At 66.7% G+C, this 22,423-nt stretch carries 26 protein-coding genes and 1 tRNA gene; 11 read left to right on the top strand and 16 right to left on the bottom strand.

From position 1 onward, the window contains the following. Both IQ216_RS00470 and IQ216_RS00465 read right to left on the bottom strand, forming a co-directional pair. Complete coding sequence (locus IQ216_RS00470) at positions 1 to 369, bottom strand: hypothetical protein (RefSeq protein WP_193813856.1); 369 nt, start codon at positions 367 to 369, stop codon at positions 1 to 3. 118 nt (positions 370 to 487) lie between these two features. Further along, entirely contained in the window at positions 488 to 931 is a 444-nt protein-coding gene (locus IQ216_RS00465; protein ID WP_193813855.1) for an META domain-containing protein, read from the bottom strand. A 184-nt stretch (positions 932 to 1,115) separates the two neighbouring features. Between IQ216_RS00465 and IQ216_RS00460 the strand changes: the two genes are divergently transcribed. From IQ216_RS00460 to IQ216_RS00445, 4 genes are all read left to right on the top strand, one after another. Then, positions 1,116 to 1,859, top strand: a complete 744-nt coding sequence (locus IQ216_RS00460) for a hypothetical protein (protein WP_193813854.1) — start codon at positions 1,116 to 1,118, stop codon at positions 1,857 to 1,859. 149 nt (positions 1,860 to 2,008) lie between these two features. Further along, entirely contained in the window at positions 2,009 to 2,215 is a 207-nt protein-coding gene (locus tag IQ216_RS00455; RefSeq protein ID WP_193813853.1) for a YqaE/Pmp3 family membrane protein, read from the top strand. 330 nt (positions 2,216 to 2,545) lie between these two features. Next, positions 2,546 to 3,214 carry a hypothetical protein gene (locus tag IQ216_RS00450; protein WP_193813852.1) on the top strand — a complete coding sequence of 223 codons (669 nt, stop codon included), beginning with the start codon at positions 2,546 to 2,548 and terminating at the stop codon, positions 3,212 to 3,214. Positions 3,215 to 3,657: 443 nt separating this feature from the next. After that, on the top strand, positions 3,658 to 4,101 hold the full coding sequence (locus IQ216_RS00445) for a hypothetical protein (protein ID WP_193813851.1): 444 nt from the start codon (positions 3,658 to 3,660) through the stop codon (positions 4,099 to 4,101). Positions 4,102 to 4,144: 43 nt separating this feature from the next. On the opposite strand, the gene IQ216_RS00440 is transcribed toward IQ216_RS00445, so the two are convergent. Next, on the bottom strand, positions 4,145 to 4,747 hold the full coding sequence (locus IQ216_RS00440; RefSeq protein WP_193813850.1) for an SH3 domain-containing protein: 603 nt from the start codon (positions 4,745 to 4,747) through the stop codon (positions 4,145 to 4,147). A 373-nt stretch (positions 4,748 to 5,120) separates the two neighbouring features. Between IQ216_RS00440 and IQ216_RS00435 the strand changes: the two genes are divergently transcribed. Continuing rightward, complete coding sequence (locus IQ216_RS00435; protein WP_193813849.1) at positions 5,121 to 5,687, top strand: hypothetical protein; 567 nt, start codon at positions 5,121 to 5,123, stop codon at positions 5,685 to 5,687. After that, a complete protein-coding gene (locus IQ216_RS00430; RefSeq protein WP_193813848.1) occupies positions 5,684 to 6,574 on the top strand; it encodes an MlaD family protein in 891 nt (296 codons plus the stop codon). The genes IQ216_RS00435 and IQ216_RS00430 overlap by 4 nt, the downstream gene beginning before the upstream one ends. A 17-nt stretch (positions 6,575 to 6,591) precedes the next feature. Here the strand turns inward: IQ216_RS00430 and IQ216_RS00425 are convergent, their stop codons facing one another. From IQ216_RS00425 to IQ216_RS00385, 9 genes are all read right to left on the bottom strand, one after another. Further along, positions 6,592 to 7,185: a peroxiredoxin gene (locus IQ216_RS00425; RefSeq protein WP_193813847.1), complete on the bottom strand. Its 594-nt coding sequence runs from the start codon at positions 7,183 to 7,185 to the stop codon at positions 6,592 to 6,594. A 29-nt stretch (positions 7,186 to 7,214) separates the two neighbouring features. Beyond that, entirely contained in the window at positions 7,215 to 7,451 is a 237-nt protein-coding gene (gene rpmB, locus IQ216_RS00420; protein WP_186699574.1) for a 50S ribosomal protein L28, read from the bottom strand. Between the two features lie 92 nt (positions 7,452 to 7,543). Beyond that, on the bottom strand, positions 7,544 to 9,508 hold the full coding sequence (gene htpG / locus IQ216_RS00415) for a molecular chaperone HtpG (RefSeq protein ID WP_193813846.1): 1,965 nt from the start codon (positions 9,506 to 9,508) through the stop codon (positions 7,544 to 7,546). Positions 9,509 to 9,810: 302 nt separating this feature from the next. Then, positions 9,811 to 10,020, bottom strand: a complete 210-nt coding sequence (locus IQ216_RS00410; protein ID WP_193813845.1) for a hypothetical protein — start codon at positions 10,018 to 10,020, stop codon at positions 9,811 to 9,813. Positions 10,021 to 10,252: 232 nt separating this feature from the next. Next, a complete protein-coding gene (locus IQ216_RS00405) occupies positions 10,253 to 10,720 on the bottom strand; it encodes a hypothetical protein (protein ID WP_228006950.1) in 468 nt (155 codons plus the stop codon). Between the two features lie 24 nt (positions 10,721 to 10,744). Next, positions 10,745 to 10,975: a ferredoxin family protein gene (locus tag IQ216_RS00400; RefSeq protein ID WP_186699579.1), complete on the bottom strand. Its 231-nt coding sequence runs from the start codon at positions 10,973 to 10,975 to the stop codon at positions 10,745 to 10,747. Between the two features lie 26 nt (positions 10,976 to 11,001). Continuing rightward, a complete protein-coding gene (locus IQ216_RS00395) occupies positions 11,002 to 12,192 on the bottom strand; it encodes an ATP phosphoribosyltransferase regulatory subunit (RefSeq protein WP_193813844.1) in 1,191 nt (396 codons plus the stop codon). A gap of 30 nt (positions 12,193 to 12,222) precedes the next feature. Beyond that, positions 12,223 to 13,146, bottom strand: a complete 924-nt coding sequence (locus IQ216_RS00390; RefSeq protein ID WP_193813843.1) for an inositol monophosphatase family protein — start codon at positions 13,144 to 13,146, stop codon at positions 12,223 to 12,225. Next, on the bottom strand, positions 13,143 to 13,511 hold the full coding sequence (locus IQ216_RS00385) for a 2Fe-2S iron-sulfur cluster binding domain-containing protein (RefSeq protein ID WP_193813842.1): 369 nt from the start codon (positions 13,509 to 13,511) through the stop codon (positions 13,143 to 13,145). Before IQ216_RS00385 ends, IQ216_RS00390 begins: the two co-directional genes overlap by 4 nt. A 38-nt stretch (positions 13,512 to 13,549) precedes the next feature. On the opposite strand from IQ216_RS00385, the gene IQ216_RS00380 reads away from it, so the two are divergent. Next, positions 13,550 to 13,636 (top strand) — tRNA-Ser (locus IQ216_RS00380). A 52-nt stretch (positions 13,637 to 13,688) separates the two neighbouring features. Here IQ216_RS00380 and pstB read toward each other — a convergent pair. From pstB to pstC, 3 genes are read right to left on the bottom strand one after another with little or no spacing between them, the layout of a single operon-like run. Further along, positions 13,689 to 14,492 carry a phosphate ABC transporter ATP-binding protein PstB gene (gene pstB / locus IQ216_RS00375; protein ID WP_193813873.1) on the bottom strand — a complete coding sequence of 268 codons (804 nt, stop codon included), beginning with the start codon at positions 14,490 to 14,492 and terminating at the stop codon, positions 13,689 to 13,691. A 58-nt stretch (positions 14,493 to 14,550) separates the two neighbouring features. After that, positions 14,551 to 15,474 (bottom strand): phosphate ABC transporter permease PstA, encoded by a 924-nt coding sequence (gene pstA / locus IQ216_RS00370; RefSeq protein ID WP_193813841.1) that lies wholly within the window; start codon positions 15,472 to 15,474, stop codon positions 14,551 to 14,553. Positions 15,475 to 15,484: 10 nt separating this feature from the next. Next, positions 15,485 to 16,450: a phosphate ABC transporter permease subunit PstC gene (gene pstC / locus IQ216_RS00365; protein WP_193813840.1), complete on the bottom strand. Its 966-nt coding sequence runs from the start codon at positions 16,448 to 16,450 to the stop codon at positions 15,485 to 15,487. Between the two features lie 148 nt (positions 16,451 to 16,598). Between pstC and dnaK the strand changes: the two genes are divergently transcribed. The 4 genes from dnaK to murQ are packed head-to-tail and all read left to right on the top strand — an operon-like array spanning position 16,599 to position 21,507. Further along, positions 16,599 to 18,998 carry a molecular chaperone DnaK gene (gene dnaK / locus IQ216_RS00360; RefSeq protein ID WP_193813839.1) on the top strand — a complete coding sequence of 800 codons (2,400 nt, stop codon included), beginning with the start codon at positions 16,599 to 16,601 and terminating at the stop codon, positions 18,996 to 18,998. An 11-nt stretch (positions 18,999 to 19,009) separates the two neighbouring features. Further along, positions 19,010 to 20,062, top strand: coding sequence for a DnaJ C-terminal domain-containing protein (locus tag IQ216_RS00355; protein WP_193813871.1), 1,053 nt, complete (start codon positions 19,010 to 19,012; stop codon positions 20,060 to 20,062). A gap of 39 nt (positions 20,063 to 20,101) precedes the next feature. Then, positions 20,102 to 20,575, top strand: a complete 474-nt coding sequence (locus IQ216_RS00350) for a DUF3110 domain-containing protein (protein ID WP_193813838.1) — start codon at positions 20,102 to 20,104, stop codon at positions 20,573 to 20,575. Beyond that, positions 20,572 to 21,507, top strand: coding sequence for an N-acetylmuramic acid 6-phosphate etherase (murQ, locus tag IQ216_RS00345; RefSeq protein WP_193813837.1), 936 nt, complete (start codon positions 20,572 to 20,574; stop codon positions 21,505 to 21,507). Before IQ216_RS00350 ends, murQ begins: the two co-directional genes overlap by 4 nt. Before the next feature lie 25 nt (positions 21,508 to 21,532). Here murQ and mtnP read toward each other — a convergent pair. Beyond that, positions 21,533 to 22,423, bottom strand: an 891-nt coding sequence (gene mtnP, locus IQ216_RS00340) for an S-methyl-5'-thioadenosine phosphorylase (protein WP_228006949.1), incomplete at its 5' end; no start/stop codon positions are given.

Genomic DNA, 22,423 nt, shown 5'->3' with positions numbered 1-22,423 from the left:
TCAGGCCTCCAGCTGGCCACCGGCAAGGCTGGGGTTGCCCGAGAGCAGCAGCCCCTTCGGTCGCCTCTGATCGGCGGGAATCCGCTCCGTCTGACTGTAGCGGGAGCCATCGAACTGATAGCGGATGAAGCCTGCCGGCATCCCGCCGCCGGACTGCAGCTGCCAGAGATCACGCCAGCCCTCACTGTAGCTGTCAGCGGCCACCACAGGCATCCGGCTCAACGGGATGTCCTGCACCAGGTCGTAACCCTCCGCGCTGGGCCGATAGATGTGCAGGGTGCAGCCGCCGGTGCCGCAGAACCATGACCCAATCAGATAGACGAGCATCTCCTCCTGGCCATCGCCGTCCAGATCTGTGGCGGCGTGCACGTAGCGCGCCCAGCGCCGTGGATCCTCACCTACCAGTTCACGTCTGTAGTCAGGCATACGGCGCCGAATCGCCTCCTCCAGGAGTGGATCAGTAGCAGCGCGATAGCGCACCTCGGCGCTAGGCAGGGGCTCGAAGAGCAGAAGGCTGGCGGTCCTCTTTCAGGCGGAGGCTGAGCAGGCCACCCTGCAGGGCGTAGCCGCGCACTGCGGGCAGCTGAGCGCCCAGGGCCTCGCCGAGACTGGGCTGGGGGCAGAGAGCCTTGGTGGTGGCCAGGGGCCCGAAGCGGAAACCGCCGATGCTCGGATCAGTGCCTGGACTGATGCTCCACGCACCCTGGGCCCGATTGCAGTCGAGCCTGAGCTGCGCGCTGCCATCGGCTTCCAGGCGCAGGCTGTATCGGGAGGGTGTTGCAGGACGGCGAACCCCCTGGTTGCCATCCATCGAGCGGATCTCCACCAGCCGCCAGGTGCTGTCGGCCAGGACTGGCTGGTCCTCCCTAGCTGTGGCCGCTCGGCCCGCGAACACCGTGAGCATCAGCAGGGCCAGGAGGGACAGCACCACCGTGGTGATCGGTGGCTGCCCTGCCTTGCAGTGTCCAGTCATCGCGGGGGGTATGTGGCGCGCCATCGAGCTGCCCATGCGCTTGCCCGTGTAAGGGCGGAACCTTACCCTTGTACTGATCAGGTGATGAGAACGTGTTCAGCGCGCCCGCTCCTGATCCACACCCTATATTTTCTGGTGACGCGTGAGTTCACTCCTTCGCTCCTTCGGTTGTCTCGCCAGCTCCGGGCTGTTCCTGTTCAGCGCGGTCTCGGTCTTCCCGTCTGCGGCGTCAGCCAGAATTCTGGTGAAGGCCCAGGGTCGCTGCAAGATGGTCAGTGGTGGCTATGTGGCCTTCAACGGCCACTGCAGTTTTAAGCACAAGAGGGCCGGGGGCACCGATGCCTATGTGGTGAAGCTGGATGATGGTTCAGATTACATTTTCCGCGGTCCCAACCCCGATGCTCTCAGTGTGCAGACCTACCGGGGCATCCTCAACGTCAAGCACAACGCCAAGAATGGCCATGATGTGTTCCGATGGGATGATGGCGAGAAGCGTCGCCTATCGGTCAAGCTGGATCACGTCCAGAACGCGAATGCCGATTTTGACGACGACTCCGACAAGGCCACTGTAGCCGCCATCGCTGGCGGCGCTGCAGCCGTTGCCCTGATCGGTGCCCTGATCTCTGGACAGAACAGCAGCAACGCACCTGAGCCCGCGACGATTGGAGCGCCGGTGAGGGAACTCCAGGATCTGGTGGGGGCCAGGGGTGGTCAGGCTGAACAGAACCTGATCAGCAAGGGCTATCAGTACCGCGGTGGCACCAAGGCACTGGCCAGCTCCTTCTCCTACTGGCAGCAGCCTCGCACCGGCAACTGCGTGGGGATTCAGACCAGCGACGGCCGCTATCAGCAGATTGTCTACACAGAAGAGAGCTACTGCAGCTGATCGCAGTGACAGCGTCACCTCCTGCATCGCGCCGGGGCTGACGCACCTTCCGATGGACTGCTCTAGATCATCGCGTTAACCTGTCGATATGGCTGCTTCCGCTGTGGTCTTCAGCATGAGTGGCCCACTCATCATCACGAGGACTCTCCATGACAGTTGGTGACATCTTTCGAATCATTCTGGCTTTCATTCTGCCACCCCTGGCTGTCGCCACCCAGGTGGGATTCAGCGGACCATTTTGGCTAAACTTGGTTTTCTGGTTGCTGAGTTTCGGTGCCCTTGGGCTTCCTTTGATGGGGATCATGTGGCCGGTAGCGATCATCCACGCGATCTACATCATCATCACCCGGAAATGATCACCGACCTGCTAGGCGGCGGGCATCAAGCCTCGCTGCGTGTCATGAAAGCGTCAATGAATCGCCTTTTTCCATCGATACCCGACTTGGACTTGGCTACGTTGATTCTCGGGATCACGCTCGTATCCGTTGCTGCCGGTGGCGCTGAAGCTCGTGTCTCTGTGGCCGTTGTCGTCGAGTCCCGGCCCACCGGTTCGCTCTTGGCGCAGGACGTTCCAGGGCCAGCCATCGTAAGTCCCTACGACGGCTACATGCGGCTTGGCTATGCCGCCTCTCGCCGGGGCGACCACCTGAGCGCCATCAACCTATTTCCGGGATGCCCTCTTCTACGTGCCCGAAGACCGCGAGGCCACCATTGCCTACTGGAACGAGCGGCGGGCACTGCATGACCAGCAAGCTCCGGTGGATTCCACACCGCTAGAGAGTGCCTACGACCGCTCCATGCGCCTGGGCTACGACGAGACCCAGGCCCGCGATTACCAGTCAGCCCTGATCAATTTCCGCCGGGCCCTGGCAGAGCGTCCCAGCGACTATTACGCCACCCAGGCTGTGCGGAACGTCACGGCCTACATCGCGGGCGAGAAGGGCCAGTCCCTTCCAAGCCTTGAGGCCGCTGATCTGACTGTAGCCTCCGGCCACTACAGCGGTGAATCGGCGTACTACCGTTACATGCGCCTTGGTTACGCTGCCGCCAAGGAGCGCCAGTTCAGCCAGGCTGCGGACTACTTCCGCAGTGCTCTTTACGAGCGGCCGGATGACCGTATGGCCACAATTGCCTACTGGAATCAGAAGCATGCCTTGATCAGTAGCAGTGCCGGTACGCCTGCCAAAGTGGATGCGGCGACCTACGATCGACTGATGCGACTGGGCTATGACGCCACTCAGCGGCAGCACTTTCAGCAGGCCCTCAACCACTTTGAGGCAGCCCTACGGGTGAAACCTGGAGATGCGTATGCAGAACAGGCTGTGCGCAATGTCAGCAGCTACTTGCAGCGCTGATGAGGCTTCTGTTGTCATCATCATCATCAGCAAGGGTGGGCTCGAAATCTCCCCTTCTTCTGATCGCTCCAGTCTTTGTTCATTCCTGCTTGCTAAACAGAAGCTCTGATCTTGGCATCCTGGCTATGCTTTCGCCGGGCTTGGTGGCACTAGGCGCAATAAGATGATTGTGAGTAGCGAGTTTTCCCCAGGTCAACTCAGCAGTGATGCTGCGCCCCAATGGTGTGTGCGGCAGTTGCAGTAACGAGGCGAGGCGCTGTCTCGTCTCGACTTGTGCCGATGTGCAGGACCTCAGCGTGATGGCGAACTGAACCTAAACCTACGACTCTTCGCTGCCAAGGTCATCTGGTTAAAATACTGTTCTCCCTGTTGGATGGCAAGCCACTCGTCATGATCCTGGTGGTGGCCTGTTGCACTGGAGCCCATCTGGGATTGCTTTTCCCATGGCCGCACTGGGTCTCTCGTTCCTGCCGGTGATGGGCCGCTGGAGCATCCTTCTGTGTTGTCTTGCCACAGCGCTCAGCCTGATCTTGATCACCAGCAGCAGCACTGGTCTGCGCAGCAGTGATCTGCCCTACTTGCTCCTTGTGGCGATGCCCTATTGGCTCTTGGGGCTCTTGGCCTGCTGGCAGCGTCGCAGGCAACGCTCTTCCCTGCCAGTATTTATCGCTGTGCTGATTGTGTCGTTTGTAGGCATCATCCTGTTCGGAGTGGATAGCTATCACTTCCACACCGTGCCGGCGCACAGACTGGTGCAGCGTTTCAGTGTAATCACCATTCCTTTGCTGCAATCAGCTTCTGTTCTTGCGATCGCTGCAGTGCTTCTAACCATGCAGCTGTGCAGAGATGGCAGACGCTCCAAGGCCGCTCCGCCTGGTCGGCGGTGAAAGCAGAGCTGTGAACTTGTTCTTGGCCTTCAGACCAGCCAACTCAGCCGCCGAAGATCACGGCCTCCGGCATCTCGTAGCGCTCGTAGCCCACCCGGATGGTGTAAAGGTCCGCCTCCTTGTTGGCGGAGAAGGCGGGGTTGCCATCGGCCTGGCTGGTGTCGGCGCCGATGGCCTTGCCCATGCGGAAGAACAGGGCCCGTTTGCGGCCATCCGGGCGGGTCACCACCACTGTGGCGTCACCCCCTCCGGCTCGTGCCACGCCGAAAGCACATCTGCCCATCGGCTGACCCTGGCTCATGGCGCAGGGCATCTTGCCGGTGGCATCGAAATCACCTTGACCGGCACGCAAGGCGGACGTGTCGTCCCCCCGGGCCACGGCGCCATCGGCTGCCACCGCAGGCTTCAGCAGCTCGGTGGCCACGAAGCCCCTGGGCCCGCCACCGAGAGGTTGCACATCGCACCAGTCGCGCCCCTCCGCCTGCCTGCAGCCGAGATTGTCAACCACCTTCCCCTCGGGGAAGGTGGTGAGCACGGCAGCGGACAGGGACGGCTTCTCGCGCAGGTTCACCCCATCGCCGCGCACGACCCAGCTACGAGGCTTGCCCTCTTTCGACGAGGCGCTCAGCCCGGGCTCGGCCGCCACCGCGGAGGCTGGGCTGGCCGCCTGCTCCGCTTCCGGTGCCGCAGACGTGCTCGTCTTCTGGACACAGGCACCCAGGACCAGCCCCAGGCCCAGCCCCAGGAGCGCTGCCAGTGCGCCGGCTGGGTTCCAGCGAGAAGGCCATTGCAGCGTCTTGGACCTCATGGGTATTGGGGGGATGGCTGATGTGACTGCGCAAATCAAGCATCTTTTCCGGTCCCGAGCCACCCTGCCAGCAAGCAGCATCGTGGGCCTCAGGCCCATAGGGTGGCGCCGTCTCAATCCCGATCAGCCCGCCATGCGGCGCAGGATTCTCCAGGACCTTGCCGAAACGTCCCCGCTGGCCCTCCTGGTTGGAGCATTGGTGGGCATGGTCATGGTGCGCCTGCTCATAGCCAGCGTTGGCGAGAGCAGCAACGAGAGCCTGGAGGTGCTTGTGCTGGGATCGCTGCAGCTGGTCACGCCGATGGGAGTGAGCCTGATCTGGATCTGCCGCTGTGCTCCGCTCAGGCTGGCCCATGCTGTGCGGCGGCTGGATCGAGCAGCGCCTTCCACCACCGCGCTGCGCTGGTTGAGGGGTCAGCGGGGCGAGCTCGGGGCCGCTGTCTGCAGTGCCATGCTGCTGGTGCCGTGGTTCGAAGGGGGGCTGCTGCTGGGCGGGCTGCTGGCCACACCGCGCGCAGGCCTGGGTCTTGTTAGTGAGGTCCACGAACTCATCGGCCTCATGGAAGTGTCCGATCTGCTCAGGTGCCTGCTGCGCGCCGGAGTTCTGACCGGTGCCGCCCAGTGGGTGTGCCTGCGCAAAGCTGCCCAGGCGAATGACCGCCAGGCTGAGCTCGCTCCCCTGCTGGCCGATGCCTTGCCCGAATGCCTTCTGGTGGTCGTTGGGCTTGAGGTGCTCTGGCTGACCCTGCTCACCCCCTTGCACGGCACCTACGCATGAGTTCCCCAGCCAACGGCGATGGGTCTGCCTCCGCTGAGGTCTCTTCTGCCCGGGCCGGCTGGCGGCCACCAGTCAGTCGTCTGGGCGGGCTGTTCCTGGCCGGATCCCTGCTCCTGATCGGCTGGGTGGCTGGAAACCTCATCCATGAGCGCCTGCGTTGGCGCGGCAGCAGTGTGGTGGACTTCCGCACCGACAAGGCCATGGGCCTCTGGCCGGGGATGAATGTGACCCTCTCCGGTTACCGCATCGGCAAGGTGGTGTCCGTGAAGCTCGCCAGTGATGGTCGGGTGGATGTGAGGCTGCGCATCGCCTCGGCCTACCGCCGCCTGGTAGGCCCGAAGAGCCGGGCCACGGCCATTCAGGAGTGGCTGATCGGCGACACCGTGGTGACGCTCTCCCCGGACATCGCCCCCCCTGATGCCGATGGGCCTCCTGCCGCTCTGACCGTTCCCTTCAATCCTTCCAGCTCCCCCGCCGACCTGCTGAGTGATCTGGCAATGACCCGCCTGCAGCTTGATCGCACCCAGCAGGCGATTGCGGCGGTGGTGGAGAAAGACCTCCCCACAGCCACCAACCAGGTCGACGGCACCCTGCGGGATGTTCGCCGCCTGGTCGGCACCCTGGAGCGGGAGTCGGGTGCGACCGCCAAGGCCACCCGCGACACCCTCAGGCTCTACCAGCAGACCGGCGCAGCTATGGGGGAGGCCTCATCCGAGGCCACCGAGGTGATGAAAACCACGTCTCCGGTTCTGGTGGAGACGTTGCAGCAGATCAGCACCGCCTCCGCCACCACCAACCAACTGCTGAAGCGACTGGCCGGCACCTTCCTGTTCGACCTACCGGACCCTGAGCCAGCCGTTGCCCCACAGCAGGAGGCTGTGGAGTGAAAGGGCTGACGCTCAGCTCAGGCCGAAAGAGCCTGCAGCCTGGAGAGTTCCGCCAGCACCTCACGACTGTGGCCGCTGGGGCGCACGGCCACCCAGCGGCTGCGCAGCACCCCGCTGGGGTCGATCAGGAAGGTGTGGCGTTGCGAGAACGGAGCGATCCAGGAGCCGTAGCGCTGACTCACCTTCCCGCCAGGGTCGCTCAGCAACGGGAACACCAGCCCTTCCTCACTGCAGAAGGAGGCGTGGGAGTCGGCGTCGTCGGCGCTCACGCCCACCACGTCGGCGCCGGCCCGCTGAAACGCCTGCAGGTCGTTCTGGAAACCGCGTGCTTCGAGAGTGCAGCCGCCGGTGAAATCGCGCGGGTAGAAATAGAGCACCAACCAGCGGCCGGCAAAATCTGCCAGGGACAGCTCCGTGGGCAGCGGATCGGCTGGGCCGCGGAGGCCAGCCGGGTCGGGGGCCACACCGGGCAACCGGAACTGGGGTGCCGGAGCGTTGAGTTCAGGCAGTGTTCCACCAAGAGCCCAACCACCAGCCGGCCGGATCAGCAGCGAAGCCGCGGCAAGCAGGCTGCCCTGCACGGCGCTGGCCAGGAGCTCGCGGCGAAGCATGAGGCCGGAGTCAGGAGGGCAGCACGTGCTCAGAGCTTGGCCAGGTTCACACCCAGTTCCTTGGCGTAGGCACCGAGGCCTTTCTTCTGAATGGTCTTGAGGGCTTTGGTGGACACCCGCAGCTTCACGAAGCGCTTCCCCTCAGCCCACCAGAGGCGGCGCTCCTGGAGATTCACCTGCTGGAGCTTCTTGGTGCGCACGTGGGAGTGCGAGACGGCCATGCCGTTGTTGGCGCGCTTGCCGGTGAGCTGGCAGACCCGGGACATGAGCTACAACCGTTCAGAACAACTTCTGGGCATCAGCCCAAGCGGAGACTTTACCAAAGAGTCGAGGCCTTGAGTGCCATCTCCGCAGGGGCTCAGAGGCCGCGCTCCATCAGCTGACCCATCAGGTCGGCGCTGCGTTGCTGGAAGCCGGCCAGCTGGTTGGGCTCGAGGCCGCCCACCGCCAGGCGGGCCATCTCGTAGAGGTGGGCGCTGAGGGCGCTGGCCAGCTCCTGGCTGGGGGAGCTGCCCGAACCGGTGATCACTGAGCCGGCGCTGAGCTTCAGCAGTCCTTCCACCAACCGGTGCCGGCGGTTGATCAGCAGCACGTGGTGATCGGGCAGGCCCGGCAGGCGCTGCTCCATCAGGGCGCCCATGTCGTTGATGCGGCGCATCTGCTCCGGCAGCAGGATCAGGGCGGCGGGGGCGTTGTCGCCCTTGAGGGCCTGGATCTGGAGGGTCACCCGGTCGTCGTTGAGGGCGCTCTTGAACAGTTCCCGCAACTTCTCCGAGCTGTCCTTGCCCTCGGCATCGGCCAGTTCGCTCTCTTTCTCCTGCAGGGAGTCATCCAGCTCGGCATCGACCCGCTGGAACTTGAGGTCCTCGTGGCGCATCTCCAGCCAGGGGATGAACTGGGTGTCAATGAAGGTGTCGGCCAGCAGCACTTCGGCGTCCTGGCTCTTCCACAGGGCCAGGGGGCCCGCCTGGCCCGCCTCGTCGGTGCAATAGAGCACACGCTTGTCGTGATCCCCGCTGAGGCGGCCGCGGTAGCCCAGCAGGGTCGTGAAGGCCTTGCCGCCCTCAGCCGGGATCGGATCGAGGCTGCTGCCCTCGGTGGCTTCGCCGTCGGGTTCACCGGCAGCGGCTGCAGCCGTGGTGCCGAACAGCACCAGATCCGCCACTTGGTCGGCGAACTTGTCGTCTTCCATGGCGCCGATCTTGATGAAGGGAGCCACGGACTCCCAGATCTCGGCATAGCGCCTGGGGTCGTCGCGGTGCAGCTCCTTGAGGCGATCGCCCACCTTCTTGGCCACGAAGCCACCGATTGAGCGCACACGACGATCGGTCTGCAGGGCCGAACGGCTCACATTGAGGGGGATGTCCGGCGAGTCAATCACGCCGCGCAGGGGCAGCAGATAGCGAGGCACCACCTCCTTGATCGAATCGCTCACGAACACCTGGTTGCAGTAGAGCTTGATCTCGCCCTTCTCCCAGTCGGCCCGGCCGCTGGACTTCGGGAAGTAGAGGATGCCCTGCAGGGTGTAGGGGTAATCGGTGTTGAGGTGCACCCACAGCAGGGGGTCGCCCTGGAAGGGGTAGAGGTAGCGGTAGAGCTCGATGTAGTCATCGTCGCTGAGCTCGCGGGCGCTCTTGCGCCAGGGAGCCTCCCGCTTGTTGACGGTTTCACCCTCCAGCTGCACCGCCACGGGCATGAAGTCGCAGTAGGTGGTGATCAGGGTGCGGATGCGGGAGGGCTCGATGTACTCGAGTTCCTCCTCCATCAGATGCAGGATCACATCGGTGCCTGGCTCGCTGCGCTCTGAGGCCTCCAGGCTGAAGTTGGGGGAGCCATCGCAGCTCCAGCGCACCGCCTCACTGCCCTCCCGCGCGCTGAGGGTCACCAGCTCCACCTGGCTGGCCACCATGAAGCTGGAGTAGAAGCCCAGGCCGAAGTGGCCGATGATGGCATCACCCTCGTTCTTGTATTTCTCGAGGAAGTCTTCGGCGCTGGAGAAGGCCACCTGGTTGATGTAGCGCTTCACCTCGTCGGCGCTCATGCCGATGCCGTTATCCGAGATGGTGAGGGTCTTGGCCTCGCGGTCGATGCGGATCTGGATCCTGCCCTCCTCGCCCTCGCTGCAGTCGCCGGCCATGGCGGCCATGCGGCGCTTGCTGATGGCATCCACGCCATTGCTCACCAGTTCCCGCAGGAACACCTCATGGCCGCTGTAGACGGCCTTCTTGATGATCGGGAAGATGTTCTCGGTATGGATCTGGATCTGGCCCTGTTCGGCTTGAAGCACAGTCCCAATGGCAAGGTCGTGACCTTCAGGATCCATCGCTGCACGGCGTCTCGCCAAGGGGGCGCCATGGGCAGGAAACCGACCCGCACGCCTGCCACCCCTAGGGACGCGGGTCAGGGGCGAACAGCTCACCCTGGATCAGCCTCTCCCAGCGGGGCTGCTCCAGGGAGGATCTGGCGCCCCCAGGGATGCTGCCGCCAGAGCTGAACCGTCTGCAGGCTTGTGCTCCCAGCAGCTGGCCATACGGCTGAGCCGCAGTGAACCTGGGCGCATCGGAGGCCCGAAAGACGGCATAGGGGGAGGCGACTGCCATGGATCATGAAGCAAGTACACACGTACTAGCGGGGTCCGCTGTCGCTGTCAACCTCGGCAGCCGCAGGCAGGTTGCGCTCCACCTGCACGAACAGCAGCCAGGCCAGGACGCCGCTGACGCCGGTGCCCCAGTCGCCCCGCACCGCGGCGACGATGGCAATGGTGCTGGCCACGATGCGCAGAGCACGGATCCCGAAGCGGCCGATCCGATCGAGGGACTGCTGATTGAAGACCACAGATGTCCGAGCCGACTGGGGAGCCAGTCTGCTGCGGACCTGCCGGCCCCACTCAGAACTTGCGCAGCTCCCGGCGCAGTGGTGGCGGCGTGCCCGCCGGCTCCTGGCGCAGGGGCTCCGAGCCCGTCAGCAGCGCCGAGGCCAGCACCGCCAGCACCAGCCAGGTGCTCAACCACGACCAGAAGCGTCTGACGCCTGGACGACTCACCCAGCCTGTCCCTGGCGACGCCCCCTACTCACAGCCCTTCACGGAAATCCGATAGCTGAAGCCCAGGGAGCCTGGGTGGTTGCTGGAGCCCACACGGAAGTTCATCAGCCGGCTGCGCCGGCCCGGCACGGCCTTGAAGGGGCCGAACTCGCGGCCCTCGCCTGGATTGAACGTGGGCGTTTCATTGATCACCTGCAGGTTGGCCCCATCGGTGAACACCATGAAACCCGCAATCGGGAACAGGGCCCGCTCCGTGGAGGCGGAGGTGAAGAAGAAGCGGTAGCTCTTGTAGTCGCGATCCACAACGAAATCGGTGTTCCAGTTGGTGCGGCCCAGGGCCCGGTCAGGACCGATCTGTTTGGCCACCACCGGATCGCCGCCCCCACCCAGGGGCACCAGGAACCGGCAGCTGGCCTGGGCCGGGCTGAGCCCCGCCACAGCCGTGATCGAGAGGGTGGAGAGCATCGCAAGGCTCCCGCCAATCCAGGACATAAAAAAGGATTCGGAGCCTGAAACCTACTGGAAGCCGCCCTGCTGCAACCCCGGCTTCTCCTCGGGCAGGATGGCGCCGTTGACAGGACACACCTGCAGGCAGATGCCGCAGTCGATGCAGGTGTCGAAGTCGATCCAGTAGAAGCCGGTGCCCTTGCTGTTGGCGCTCTTGCCGGGGTGGATGCAGGCCACCGGACAGGCATCGACGCAATCGGCCACCCCTTCACAGACGTTGGTGACGATTGTGTGGGCCATCAGGACAGGCGTGACTGAGGCGGATCCTAGGGAGCCAGCCAGTGCAGTTTGGAGCAGGCCCGCTCGCGGGCGACCGCCTCAGCGGCGGCGTGGCTGCTGAATGGACTCGGCAGCAGTTCGGCCCTGATGGCGCTGCGGTGCAGGGCTTCGAGGCTGTCGAGGGCCTGGGCCAGCTGCTGCGGGGCGCCATAGGCCACCAGCTCGGGGCCGCTGCCGGGCTCGCTCAAGGCGCTGCTGCCCGCCCCCGTGGCCAGCAGCTCGCGCACGGCCTCCACATGGAAGGCGAAGCCCACGCCTGCGGCGGCCTGGCCCTCGCCGCTGAAGCGCCCCACCAGGGCGTCGTAGCGGCCGCCACCGGCGATCGCCACCGGGGCGTCAGGTCCCTGGCACACCAGCTTCAGCACCAGCCCGTCGTAGAGAGCGAAGTGGGGCTGGTAGGTGGGATCGAGCTGCACCTCCACCCCGAGCCGCTGCGCCGCCGGGGTGACCACCGCCAGGGTGTGGCTGAGCTCTTCGAGCAAGGGGATCGGACCCAGCCACTGCTCCAGTTGATACAGCACCTGGGAGGCCTCGCCCCGCAGCCGCATCAGGGCGCTGAGCCGCTGACGATCGGTGCCCTGCAGCTGGAGCTGCTCCAGGGCGATCGGATCGAAGCTGGTGAGGGCGGCGCGGGCGGCTGCCCGCTGGGCGGCGGGCAGTTGTTGCAGCAGGGCGCCGAGCACGCCGTGATGCCCCACCAGCAGCCTCGGACTGTGCTCCGGGCGCAGACCGAGGTTGCCGGCTGCCGCCAGCAGCAGCCGGGTGAGTTCGGCATCGGCTGCCGCCGACGCTTCTCCCAGCAGCTCCACGCCGCTCTGCAGCTGCTCGTGGATGCGCTGCAGGCCGGAATCGCCCACGCTGCTGCGGAAGGTGCTGCCCTCGGTCCAGAGGCGCAGGGGCCTGGGGCGCTCGGCCATGCGGGTGCCGGCGGCCCGGGCGATCGAGGCGGTGAACTCAGGCCGCAGCCCGAGCGGCTCGTCGGCGGCGAGGCGCACCAACTCGCGGCCATCAATGCCCCCGCCTGCGGCCAGGGTGTCGAGCCGCTCGAAGCCGGGCGGCGCCACTTCCTGGTAGCCCCACAGCCGGTAGATCGCCGCCAGATCGGCACAGATGCGTCGGTTGCGCTCCACCTGGCGCGGGTTGAGATCCCGGGCGCCGGCGGCGGGTTGCAGGGCCATGGAGGCAGGCGGTTGGAACGCCGCCCGATCCTATGGAGCGGCCTGGGCGGCGGCCCCATCCAGCTCCGGAGCTCCGAAGCTGGCGCCGGCCAGGGGCCGACAGGCGGCCAGGCCCTCAATCAGGGCTGGCTGCAGGGCTGGAGCACAGGCGATCAGCCGGCCCTGCTCCAGCACCAGGGGCCCGCCGCCGTAGCTGCTCACCCGCCCGCCGGCCTGCTCCACCAGCACCACGCCGGCGGCCAGGTCCCAGGGGGAGAGGCCCCGTTCCCAGTAGCCATCCAGGCGGCCGGCGGCCACGAAGGCCAGGTCCACCGCGGCGGCCCCGCCGCGTCTCACCCCATGGGTGCGGTGGGTGAAGTGGGCGAACTCGGCGTAATTGTTGTCGAGCCGCTGGAAGCGGTCGTAGGCGAAGCCGGTCACCAGCAGGGCGTCCTGGAGGCGCGCGCAGTCGCTCACCTGCAGCCGCTGACTGGAGCCCAGGCGCTGGTCGTCGCACCAGCTGCCCAGGCCCGGCGCGGCCCAGTAGAGCTCCTGCAGAGCCGGCACCGCCAGGGCGCCGAGCAGGGGTGTGCCCTGCCAGCACAGCCCCACTGAAGTGCCGAAGAACGGATAACCATGCGCGAAGTTGGTGGTGCCGTCGAGGGGGTCGACGCACCACTCGAAGCAGCCCTGGCCACTGCGGCGGCCGCTCTCCTCGGCCAGCACCCCGAACTCAGGCGTTTCCCGCTGCAGCAGGGCCAGCACGGCGGCCTCGGCGGCCAGGTCCGCCTCCGTGACCAGATCGCCACAGCGACCCTTTTCCCGCACCTGCCGCACGCGGCCGTACTTCTCGCTCAACAGGGCGCCACCGGCCTCGGCAGCCCGCCGGGCCACCGCCACCAGGTTGTCCCGCTCGGAGGGCGTCAGTCCCGACTCGACCAGGGCCCGATCGGAGGCCGCTGCGGGGCCGCTCATTCCTCCTCCAGGGGCAGGCCGGGGCGCACCTGACCGCGGCCGAAGTGGCGGCCGAACTGGAGGTCGTAGACCTCATCCTCATCCTGGGTTTCCACCTCCAGGGGGCCGATGGCCCGGGCCACGCAGAGCAGGCCGTAGCCGCGCTCGCGCAGTTCGCGCGACAGGCCTAGGGCTTCGCGGTGGTCGATCTGGCCGTTGAGCACCCGCACGGCACAGGCGGTGCAACAGCCGTTGCGGCAGCTGAATGGCAGCGGATCACCCTGCTCCTCAAAACTGCGCAGGATGTAGGCCCCCTCCGGCACCTGATGGCGGATGGTGCGTCCGCTCTGGCGCCAGTGGACAGTGATCGGGTAGGTCGTGGTCATGCTGCTACATTGCCACCTGAGTGCCCCATTTAGCCGCTGGAGAGGTGGCCGAGTGGTCGAAGGCGCAGCACTGGAAATGCTGTATAGGGGCAACTCTATCGAGGGTTCGAATCCCTCCCTCTCCGCTTCCCCGCCAGCCTTTGTGCTGGCTTTTTCATGCTCGCCAAACGGCTGGCTTCAGCCGAAGCGGCCGGTGACGTAGTCCTGCGTGGATTGTTGGGCTGGATTGTTGAAGATCTTTTCGGTTTCGCTGAACTCCACCAGATAGCCCACCTTGCCGGAGCCACCTGAAACCGCCTCGGCGTTGTAGAAGGCGGTGAGGTCCGCCACCCGCACGGCCTGCTGCATGTTGTGGGTCACGATCACGATCGTGAAACTGTGCTTGAGCTCATGCATCGTCTCCTCGATCTTGAGGGTGGAGATCGGGTCAAGGGCGGAGCAGGGTTCATCCATCAGGATCACTTCCGGCTCGGTGGCGATGGCCCGGGCGATGCAGAGGCGCTGTTGCTGGCCGCCGGAGAGGGCCAGACCACTCGCTTTCAATTTGTCCTTGCACTCATCCCATACCGCTGCCTTGCGCAGGGAGCGCTCCACCAGTTCATCCATGTCGCCCCGGTAGCCGTTGATGCGGGCTCCAAAGGCGATGTTTTCGTAGATCGTCTTGGGAAAGGGGTTGGGTTTCTGGAACACCATGCCGATGCGCCGACGCACCTCCACCGCATCCACGTTGGGGGCGTAGATGTCATGTCCGTCGAACACCACGCGGCCCTTGAGGTGGCAGCCGGGGATCAGGTCGTTCATGCGGTTGAGGGCCCGCAGCACCGTGGATTTGCCGCAGCCGGAAGGGCCGATGAAGGCCGTCACCTTGCCGCGTGGAATGTCCATGTAGACGTTCTTCACCGCCTCGAAGCTGCCGTAGGAGATGGTCACGTTCTCCAGGGCCAGGCAGGTGTCGGGAGCGGAGGCCGGAGTGTGGGACATGCTGATCGTGCTGGCGGTGGTCATGGTGGTGGAGGTGCAGGGAAGAACCAGGTGGCGCTCAGGCGCGAGAGAAACTGGCGATCCAGCGGGCCAGCAGATTGGCCACGAGAATCATCATCACCAGCACGAAGGAGGCCGCCCAGGCCAGTTCGTTCTGGGCCTCGTAGGGCATGATCGCGAAGTTGAAGATCAACACCGACATGGTGGCAATCGGGTTGAACACCCCCTCCGGCCAGAAGGGTGAGAACAGGGCCGTGAAGATCAGCGGGGCGGTTTCCCCGGCGGCCCGGGCAATGCCGAGCACCACGCCTGTGGCGATGGGCGTGAACGCCGCCGGCAGGGTGATGCGCATCACCGTCACAAATTTGGAGGCCCCCACGCCGTAGGCCCCCCAGCGCAGTTCCTGGGGCACGAGTTTGAGGCCCTCATCGGTGGTTTTGATCACCGTGGGCAACATCAGGGTGGCAAGGGCGATGCCACCGGCCATGGCGCTGTAGCTCTGATCAAAGAAGATGCGGGTGGCCACCACGATGCCGTAGACGAACACGCCGCAGATGATTGAGGGCACGCCGGCCAGCACGTCGTTGCCGAAGCTCACGAACTTGGCAAACCAGCCTCTCTGGGAATATTCCGTGAGGTAGATGCCACCGCCAACACCGATCGGCACCGCGATCAGGGAGGCGATCAGGGTCACCAGCATGGTGCCCAGGATGGCATTGCCGATGCCGCCGCCGTCCAGGCCAGGAGCGGGCGGCAGCTCGGTGAACATGCTGAAGCTGATCAGCCGGCCGCCCTGCAGGAGCACGTAGAGGATCACCAGGAACAGGGGGAGCACCGCAGTCACGGCAAACAATCCGGCGATGCCGGTGCACAGCCGGTTGATCCTGTTGCGCTTCAGGGAGCGATCGAAAGTGAGAGGCCGCCTCGCAAAAAGGCTCTCTGTGAGCTCGCGTTCGTCGCGGGCGGTGGAGATGGTCGCCATGGGTGGGAATTCAGTAGCGGAGGCTGAGACGACGCACCAGCCACTGGGCCAACACGTTGACGAGGAAGGTGAGCACCATCAGCACCAGGGCCGCATACATCAGCGCCGACACCTGGATGCCGCTGGCCTCCCCGAACTGGTTGGCGAGCATTGCGGCAATCGTGTTGCCTGGAGCCAACAGGGAAAAGCTGAAGTTGAGGGCATTGCCGATGATCATGGTCACGGCCATGGTTTCGCCCATGGCCCGGCCCAGGGCGAGCATCACTCCGCCGGTGATGGCCGAGACGGCCGCCGGCAGGATCACACTGGTGATGGCCCCCCAGCGGGTGGTGCCCACGCCGTAGGCCCCTTGCCGCAGTTCAACCGGCACCTGGTTGAGGGCATCGCGGGAGATCGAGGTGATGATCGGCAGGATCATCACCACCAGGATCAGGATCGCCGGCGCCATGCCTGGCCCGCGCGGCACGGTGTCGAACAACGGCGACCAGCCCAGCAGGCCGTGGAGGAGATTCAGGGCCGGCCGGATCGCCGGCTCCATCACAAAGATGGCCCAGAGGCCCAGCACCACCGAGGGGATGGCGGCCAGGAGCTCCACCATCAGGCCCACGGCGTTGCGCACGAACGTCGGCACCAGATCTTCGGTGATGAAGATCGCCGTGCCCACGCCAAGCGGAACGGCGATCAGCAGGGCCAGCAGCGAGCTCACCAGCGTGCCGTAGATGGCGATCAGGGCGCCGTACTGATCGTTGACCGGATCCCAGGCCGAGGTGGTGAGGAAACGCAGTCCGAAGGCCTGGATGGCGTCCTGGGAGCCCCGCAGCACCACGATGAAGATGCCCAGCAGGGCAATGGCCACCACCGAGGCCAGGCAGAGGGTGAGCTGGCGAAAACCGATGTCCACCAGCTTGTCTGAGGGGGGTCGGCGGCGCAGCGTGAAGGCGTCGTCGCTGGCTATGGGGGGCACGGCTGCGGTCATGGCGATCCGGGCGCGCTGTGGTCAGTCCACGGGCGGTCCGGTCCCCAGGAATGTACGAAGCGCTCCCTGCCGATGCATTAAGTCGTGATTAACGCCGGCCAGCCCGGTAGTTTTGGGGCGCCACAGGGGTGACGGGGCCGCGCAGTTCATGGGTCGCATCGTCGGCATCGACCTCGGGACCACCAATTCGGTGGTGGCGGTGCTGGAGGGCGGCCGTCCGGCGGTGATCGCCAGCGCCGAGGGCAGCCGCACCACCCCCTCGGTGGTGGGCTTCAACCGCGACCAGGAGCTGCTGGTGGGACAGCTGGCGCGGCGGCAGCTGGTGCTCAATCCCCGCAACACCTTTGCCAACCTCAAGCGCTACGTGGGGCGCCGCTGGGACGAGCTCGAGGAATCGAGCCTGGGTGTGCCCTACACGATCCGCGCCAACGACCAGGGCAACGTGCGGGTGGTGTGCCCCGCCACCGAGCGCGAGTACGCGCCGGAAGAACTGGTGGCCAGCGTCCTGCGCAAGCTGGTGGACGATGCCGCCACCTACCTCGGTGAGCCGGTGGAGGCGGCCGTGATCACCGTGCCCGCCTACTTCAATGACGCCCAGCGCCAGGCCACCCGCGACGCCGGCCGCCTGGCGGGCATCAGCGTGGAGCGGATCCTGAACGAGCCCACGGCAGCGGCGCTGGCCTACGGCTTCGATCGCTCCGCCGTGAAGCGGGTGCTGGTGTTCGACCTCGGCGGCGGCACCTTCGACGTGTCGGTGCTGCGGATCGCCCAGGGGGTGTTCGATGTGAAGGCCACCAGCGGTGACACCCAGCTGGGCGGTAACGACTGGGACCGCCGCATCGTGGACTGGCTGGCCGATGGCTTCCAGCAGGAGCACGGCCTCGACCTGCGCCGTGACCGCCAGGCCCTGCAACGCCTCACCGAGGCGGCGGAGAAGGCCAAGATGGAGCTCAGTGGGGTCCAGAGCACGCCCATCTCGCTCCCCTTCATCGCCACGGGCTCCGACGGCCCGCTGCACATTGAGACCAGCCTGGAGCGCCGCCGTTTCGAGGCCCTCTGCCCCGATCTGCTGGATCGGCTGCTGCGCCCGGTGCAGCGCGCCCTGCGCGATTCCAACCTGGCGGCCGATGAGATCGACGACGTGGTTCTTGTGGGGGGTTCCACCCGCATGCCGATGGTGCAGGAGATGGTGCGCACCCTGGTGCCGCGGGAGCCCTGTCAGTCGGTGAATCCCGATGAGGTGGTGGCGATCGGCGCCGCGGTGCAGGCCGGCATCCTCACCGGTGAGCTGCGCGACCTGATGCTCAACGACGTGACGCCTCTCGGTCTGGGTCTGGAGACGATCGGCGGCGCCATGAAGGTGCTGATCCCACGCAACACGTCGATCCCGGTGCGCAAGAGCGACCTGTTCAGCACCTCGGAGGCGAACCAGAACTCCGTGGAGATCCACGTGCTGCAGGGGGAGCGGCAGATGGCCGCCGACAACAAGAGTCTCGGCCGCTTCCGCCTCTCCGGCATCCCGCCAGCTCCCCGCGGAGTGCCCCAGGTGCAGGTGTCGTTCGACATTGACGCCAACGGCCTGCTGCAGGTGTCTGCCACCGACCGCACCACGGGCCGCCAACAGAGCGTGAGCATCCAGGGAGGCTCCAACCTCAGCGAGGAGGAGATCGCCCGGCTGCTGCAGGAGGCTGAGGAGAAGGCGGCGGAGGACAGGCGCAAGCGCTCCGCGCTCGACCGCCGCAACAAGGCCCTCACCCTGATCGCCCAGGCGGAGCGGCGGCTGCGGGATGTCTCGGTGGAACTGGGCCCCTACGGCGCCGAGCGCCAGCAGCGGGCTGTGGAGCTGGCTCTGCGCGACGTGCAGGACCTGATGGCCCTGGAGCAGAGCGGCAGCAGCGATGTCGGGGAGCTGGAGCTGGCTGTCAGCCAACTGCAGGAGGCCGTGTACGCCCTGAACCGGCGCCTGCTCAGCGAGCGCCGCAGTGAGCAGGGCCCGCTGCAGGGCCTCAAGAACACCCTGGGCTCGCTCAAGGATGAGCTGTTTGCCGACGATGACGACTGGGATGACTGGAGTCGGCCGGGCAGTGACCCCTGGGCCATGCCCGCCGGCCGTTCCCGTGGTGGTTACGACAACCTGGGCTCGCCAGGCCGCAATCAACGCGATCGGGGCTACGGCTACAGCGAACCCGGCTACGACGACCGCAGCTACACCGACCGCAGCTACGCCGAGCCCGGTTACGGCGACCGCAGCTCTGCCGCCAGCGCCTATGGAGATCGGGGCTACTCCCGTGGTGAGGAGCCGATGGGCTACCCAGGCTCTGATCAGCTTGACCTGGACGACCAGAGGGACGACGACCGCTGGGATGAGGATCGCTGGGATGGTGCCAGAGGTGGTCGGTCAGACGATCCAGACCTCGAGCTGAACCGGCCCCGCTCGCGTCCTGCCGAGCCAGCGGAGCCCACCGGCCGGGGCTCCTTCCAGGGCGCCTCCCGCCAGGGAAGGCCTGTCTCCCGGGTGCCCGATGACGATCCCTGGGCTGACGGCTGACTCCTGTGGCAGTGCGTTCCTCGGCCCCATCGGACTACTGGGCGGTGCTCGGCCTTGAACCGGGTGCCGATCTCCCCAGCCTGAAGCGAGCCTTCCGCGCCCAGGCCAGGCGTTTTCACCCCGATCTCAACGGCAACGACCCCAGCGCCGAGGAGAGCTTCAAGCTGGTCAACGAGGCCTATGCGGTGCTCTCCGACCCCCGCCGCCGAGCGGCCTGGGAGCGAGGCGAAGGCTCCGGAACGGCGGTGCCCACGGATCCCTTCGCCAGCGGCTTTCCGCGTTTCGAGACTTACCTCGAGGCGCTCTTCGGGCAGCGGCAGCGCTCTCGCTCCACTCCCTTCGATGACGGGGCATCGGGTGTTGACGCCACGTCGTCGGAACCCTTCGAGGAGGAGCCATTTGCGGAGGATGGCTTCGATGCCCACAGCGGCAGAGGCGATGCCGACGGCAGCGCTGACCCGGTGAGCGACTGGGGAGGGCCGGGCGGCTCCGTGACGCCTTCGCCAGCCCCGCCGCCTCCGGTGCAGGCCAGCACGGATGCCGAGAGCACGGTGGTCCTCAGCCCCGAGCAGGCGCTGCACGGGGAGCGGGTGGAGCTGGAGTTGCCCGACGGCACCGCCGTGGAAGTGTGGACACCGGCCATGGCGGGCGATGGCTGGCGGCTGCGCCTGGAGGGCGTCGCCCCCGGCGGTGGGGATCACTTTCTGCAGCTGCGGGTGCGCACGGAGGAGGGGTTGCGCATCGATGGCCTGCGGGTGCAGTACAGCCTTGATCTCACCCCCGCCGAAGCGGCCCTGGGCTGTGTGGTGGTGGTGCCCACCCTGCGCGGCCCGGTGAAACTCACGGTGCCGCCCTGCTCGTCCAGTGGTCGGTTGCTGCGCTTGCGGGGCCGGGGAATGGAGCGGGGCGACCAGCGGGGCGACCAGCTGGTGGAGGTGCGCATCGTGCTGCCGGATCAACTGGCCGATGCCGAAGAGTCCCTCTATGGCCGCCTCCAGGAGCTGGCCGACCAGGCTGCCGAGGAGCCCGCTCAGGAGGCTTCCCAGGAATCAGGCGGGCGATGAGAGAGTGGAGCTCCTGCGCCCCTCCTCCCAGCTCCTCCCATGCCGGTGCACGTGTTGCTCTTCGATCCCGGAACCGATCAGGAGGGGATCCATTCCCTCGAGATCAACGGCCGCACCGTGGTGCTGCTGTTCGAGGCCCGCGATGACGCCGAGCGCTATGCGGGTCTGCTGGAAGCCCAGGACTTCCCCGTGCCCTGTGTGGAGGCCCTCGAGCGACCTGAGATGGAGCAGTTCTGCCAGGAATCGGGCTATGAGGCCCGCTTCGTGCCCGTGGGCTTCCTGCCCCAGAGCCCGGAGGACCGGCTGCTGATCGCGCCGCCGGAGCGCAACATGGACGTGACCACCTGGCAGGAGCAGACCGCCGCCGCCGGCGCCGTGGCCGCCTCGGAGGCCCCCCAAGCCTCCGGCCAGCAAGGTGCCGATCCTGCCGGTGAGCAGACCCCGGCCGAACCGATCAGCAGCGGCGATCCCGAGCTTGAGGCCTTTCGGCGCCAGCTGGAGGGCCTGCTGTGAGTCCGGCCGCCGCCACGGGGGCCGATCGGGGCCATCTGCTCACCGAACAGGCCAATCCCCTCAGCGCCAGCCTTGATCAGCTCCCCACCGCCGAGCTCGTGGAGCTGTTCATCGACAACGACCTCGAACCCCAGCGGGCGGTGGCCGCCGCCGCCGCTGCCCTCAGCAGCGCCATCGAGGCGATCACCGCCCGGTTGCGGGCCGGGGGGCGCCTCTTCTACCTGGGTGCCGGCACGTCCGGACGGCTGGGGGTGCTGGATGCGGCGGAGTGCCCGCCCACCTTCTGCAGCCCGCCGGAGCTGGTGCAGGGGGTGCTGGCAGGCGGCGCGCCGGCCCTGCTGCGCAGCTCCGAGGGGCTGGAAGACCTGGAAGACGCGGGCCGCAGCGATCTGCAGGCCCTGGGCTTCGGGCCCGGCGACTGCCTGGTGGGAATTGCGGCCGGGGGCACCACCCCCTATGTGCTCGGCGGCCTGGCCCATGCTTCGGCCATCGGCGCCCTGGCCATCGCCATGGCCTGCGTGCCCGCCGACCAGGTGCCGATGCCCTGCAGCATCGACATCCGCCTGCTCACCGGCCCCGAGCTGCTGGCGGGCTCCACCCGCCTCAAGGCGGGCACGGCCACCAAGATGGCGCTCAACATCCTCTCCACCGGCGTGATGGTGCGCCTGGGCAAGGTGTACGGCAACCGCATGGTGGATGTGGCGGTGACCAACGCCAAGCTGGAGGACCGGGCCCTGCGCATTCTGCGCGACCTGGCCGGGGTGGAGCGCAGCGCAGGCATGCCACTGCTGGAGCGCTCGGGCGGTTCCGTGAAGCTGGCCCTGCTGATGCAGGCCGCTGGGCTGGAGGCCGCCGCTGCAGCCGAGGCCCTGGCGGCCCATGGGCCCAGCCTGCGCCGCACCCTCGCTGTCCTGGGCGCCACGTTGGGCTGAGCAGGCCCTGCAGCGGCCGGGGCGATCAGCCGCTGAACGGCCCCCAGTAGGGGCTGGTGAATAAGTCCACGCGGCGGCGCGTTTCGGCGGGAACCTGCTCGGCCGGCGTCATCAGGGCATGGCGCAGGGCCTGGTGAAAGCTGCTGCTGGGTCGCAGCTCGCCCACCCGCTCGGCCGCCAGCCGCACGATCTGCTGGGCCAGGGCGGCATTGGAGCGCAGGTTGTCGATCACCAGCTCCACCGTCACCGAGGCGTGCTCCTGGTGCCAGCAGTCGTAGTCGGTCACCATCGCCAGGGTGGCGTAGGCCATCTCGGCCTCGCGGGCCAGGCGGGCCTCGGTGTGGTTGGTCATGCCGATCACGCCGCAGCCCCAGCTGCGGTAGAGCTCGGACTCGGCCCGGGTGGAGAAGGCCGGCCCCTCCATGCACAGGTAGGTGCCGCCGCGGTGCATGTGGCGGCCCGGCGGCATCAGGCTGTCGCCCACATCGGCCAGCAGGCGGCTGAGGGCGCCACAGAAGGGATCGGCCGCGGTCACATGGGCCACCACTCCCTCGCCGAAGAAGGTGAGGGGGCGCTGGTGGGTGCGGTCGATGAACTGATCGGGCACCATCATGTCGAGGGGCCGGAACTGCTCCTGCAGGGATCCCACCGCCGACACCGAAAGGATCCAGCGCACGCCCAGCGAGCGCAGGGCCCAGAGGTTGGCCCGGTAGGGCACCTCGCTCGGCGTGAAGCTGTGGTGGCGTCCATGGCGGGCCAGGAACACCACCTCCAGGTCGTTGATACGCCCAAGCCGCAGGCTGTCGGAGGTGGGGCCGAAGGGCGTCTCGACGCTGATCTCGCGCATGTCCTCCAGCCCGTCCATGGCGTAGAGGCCGCTGCCCCCCAGCACGCCGAGGCGGGCACGGCGCAGATC

The sequence above is a fragment of the Cyanobium sp. LEGE 06143 genome (assembly GCF_015207535.1).
GTDB lineage: Bacteria > Cyanobacteriota > Cyanobacteriia > PCC-6307 > Cyanobiaceae > NIES-981.
Note: the sequence above shows the minus strand (reverse complement) of the source record. Positions and strands in the feature narration are given on the sequence as shown.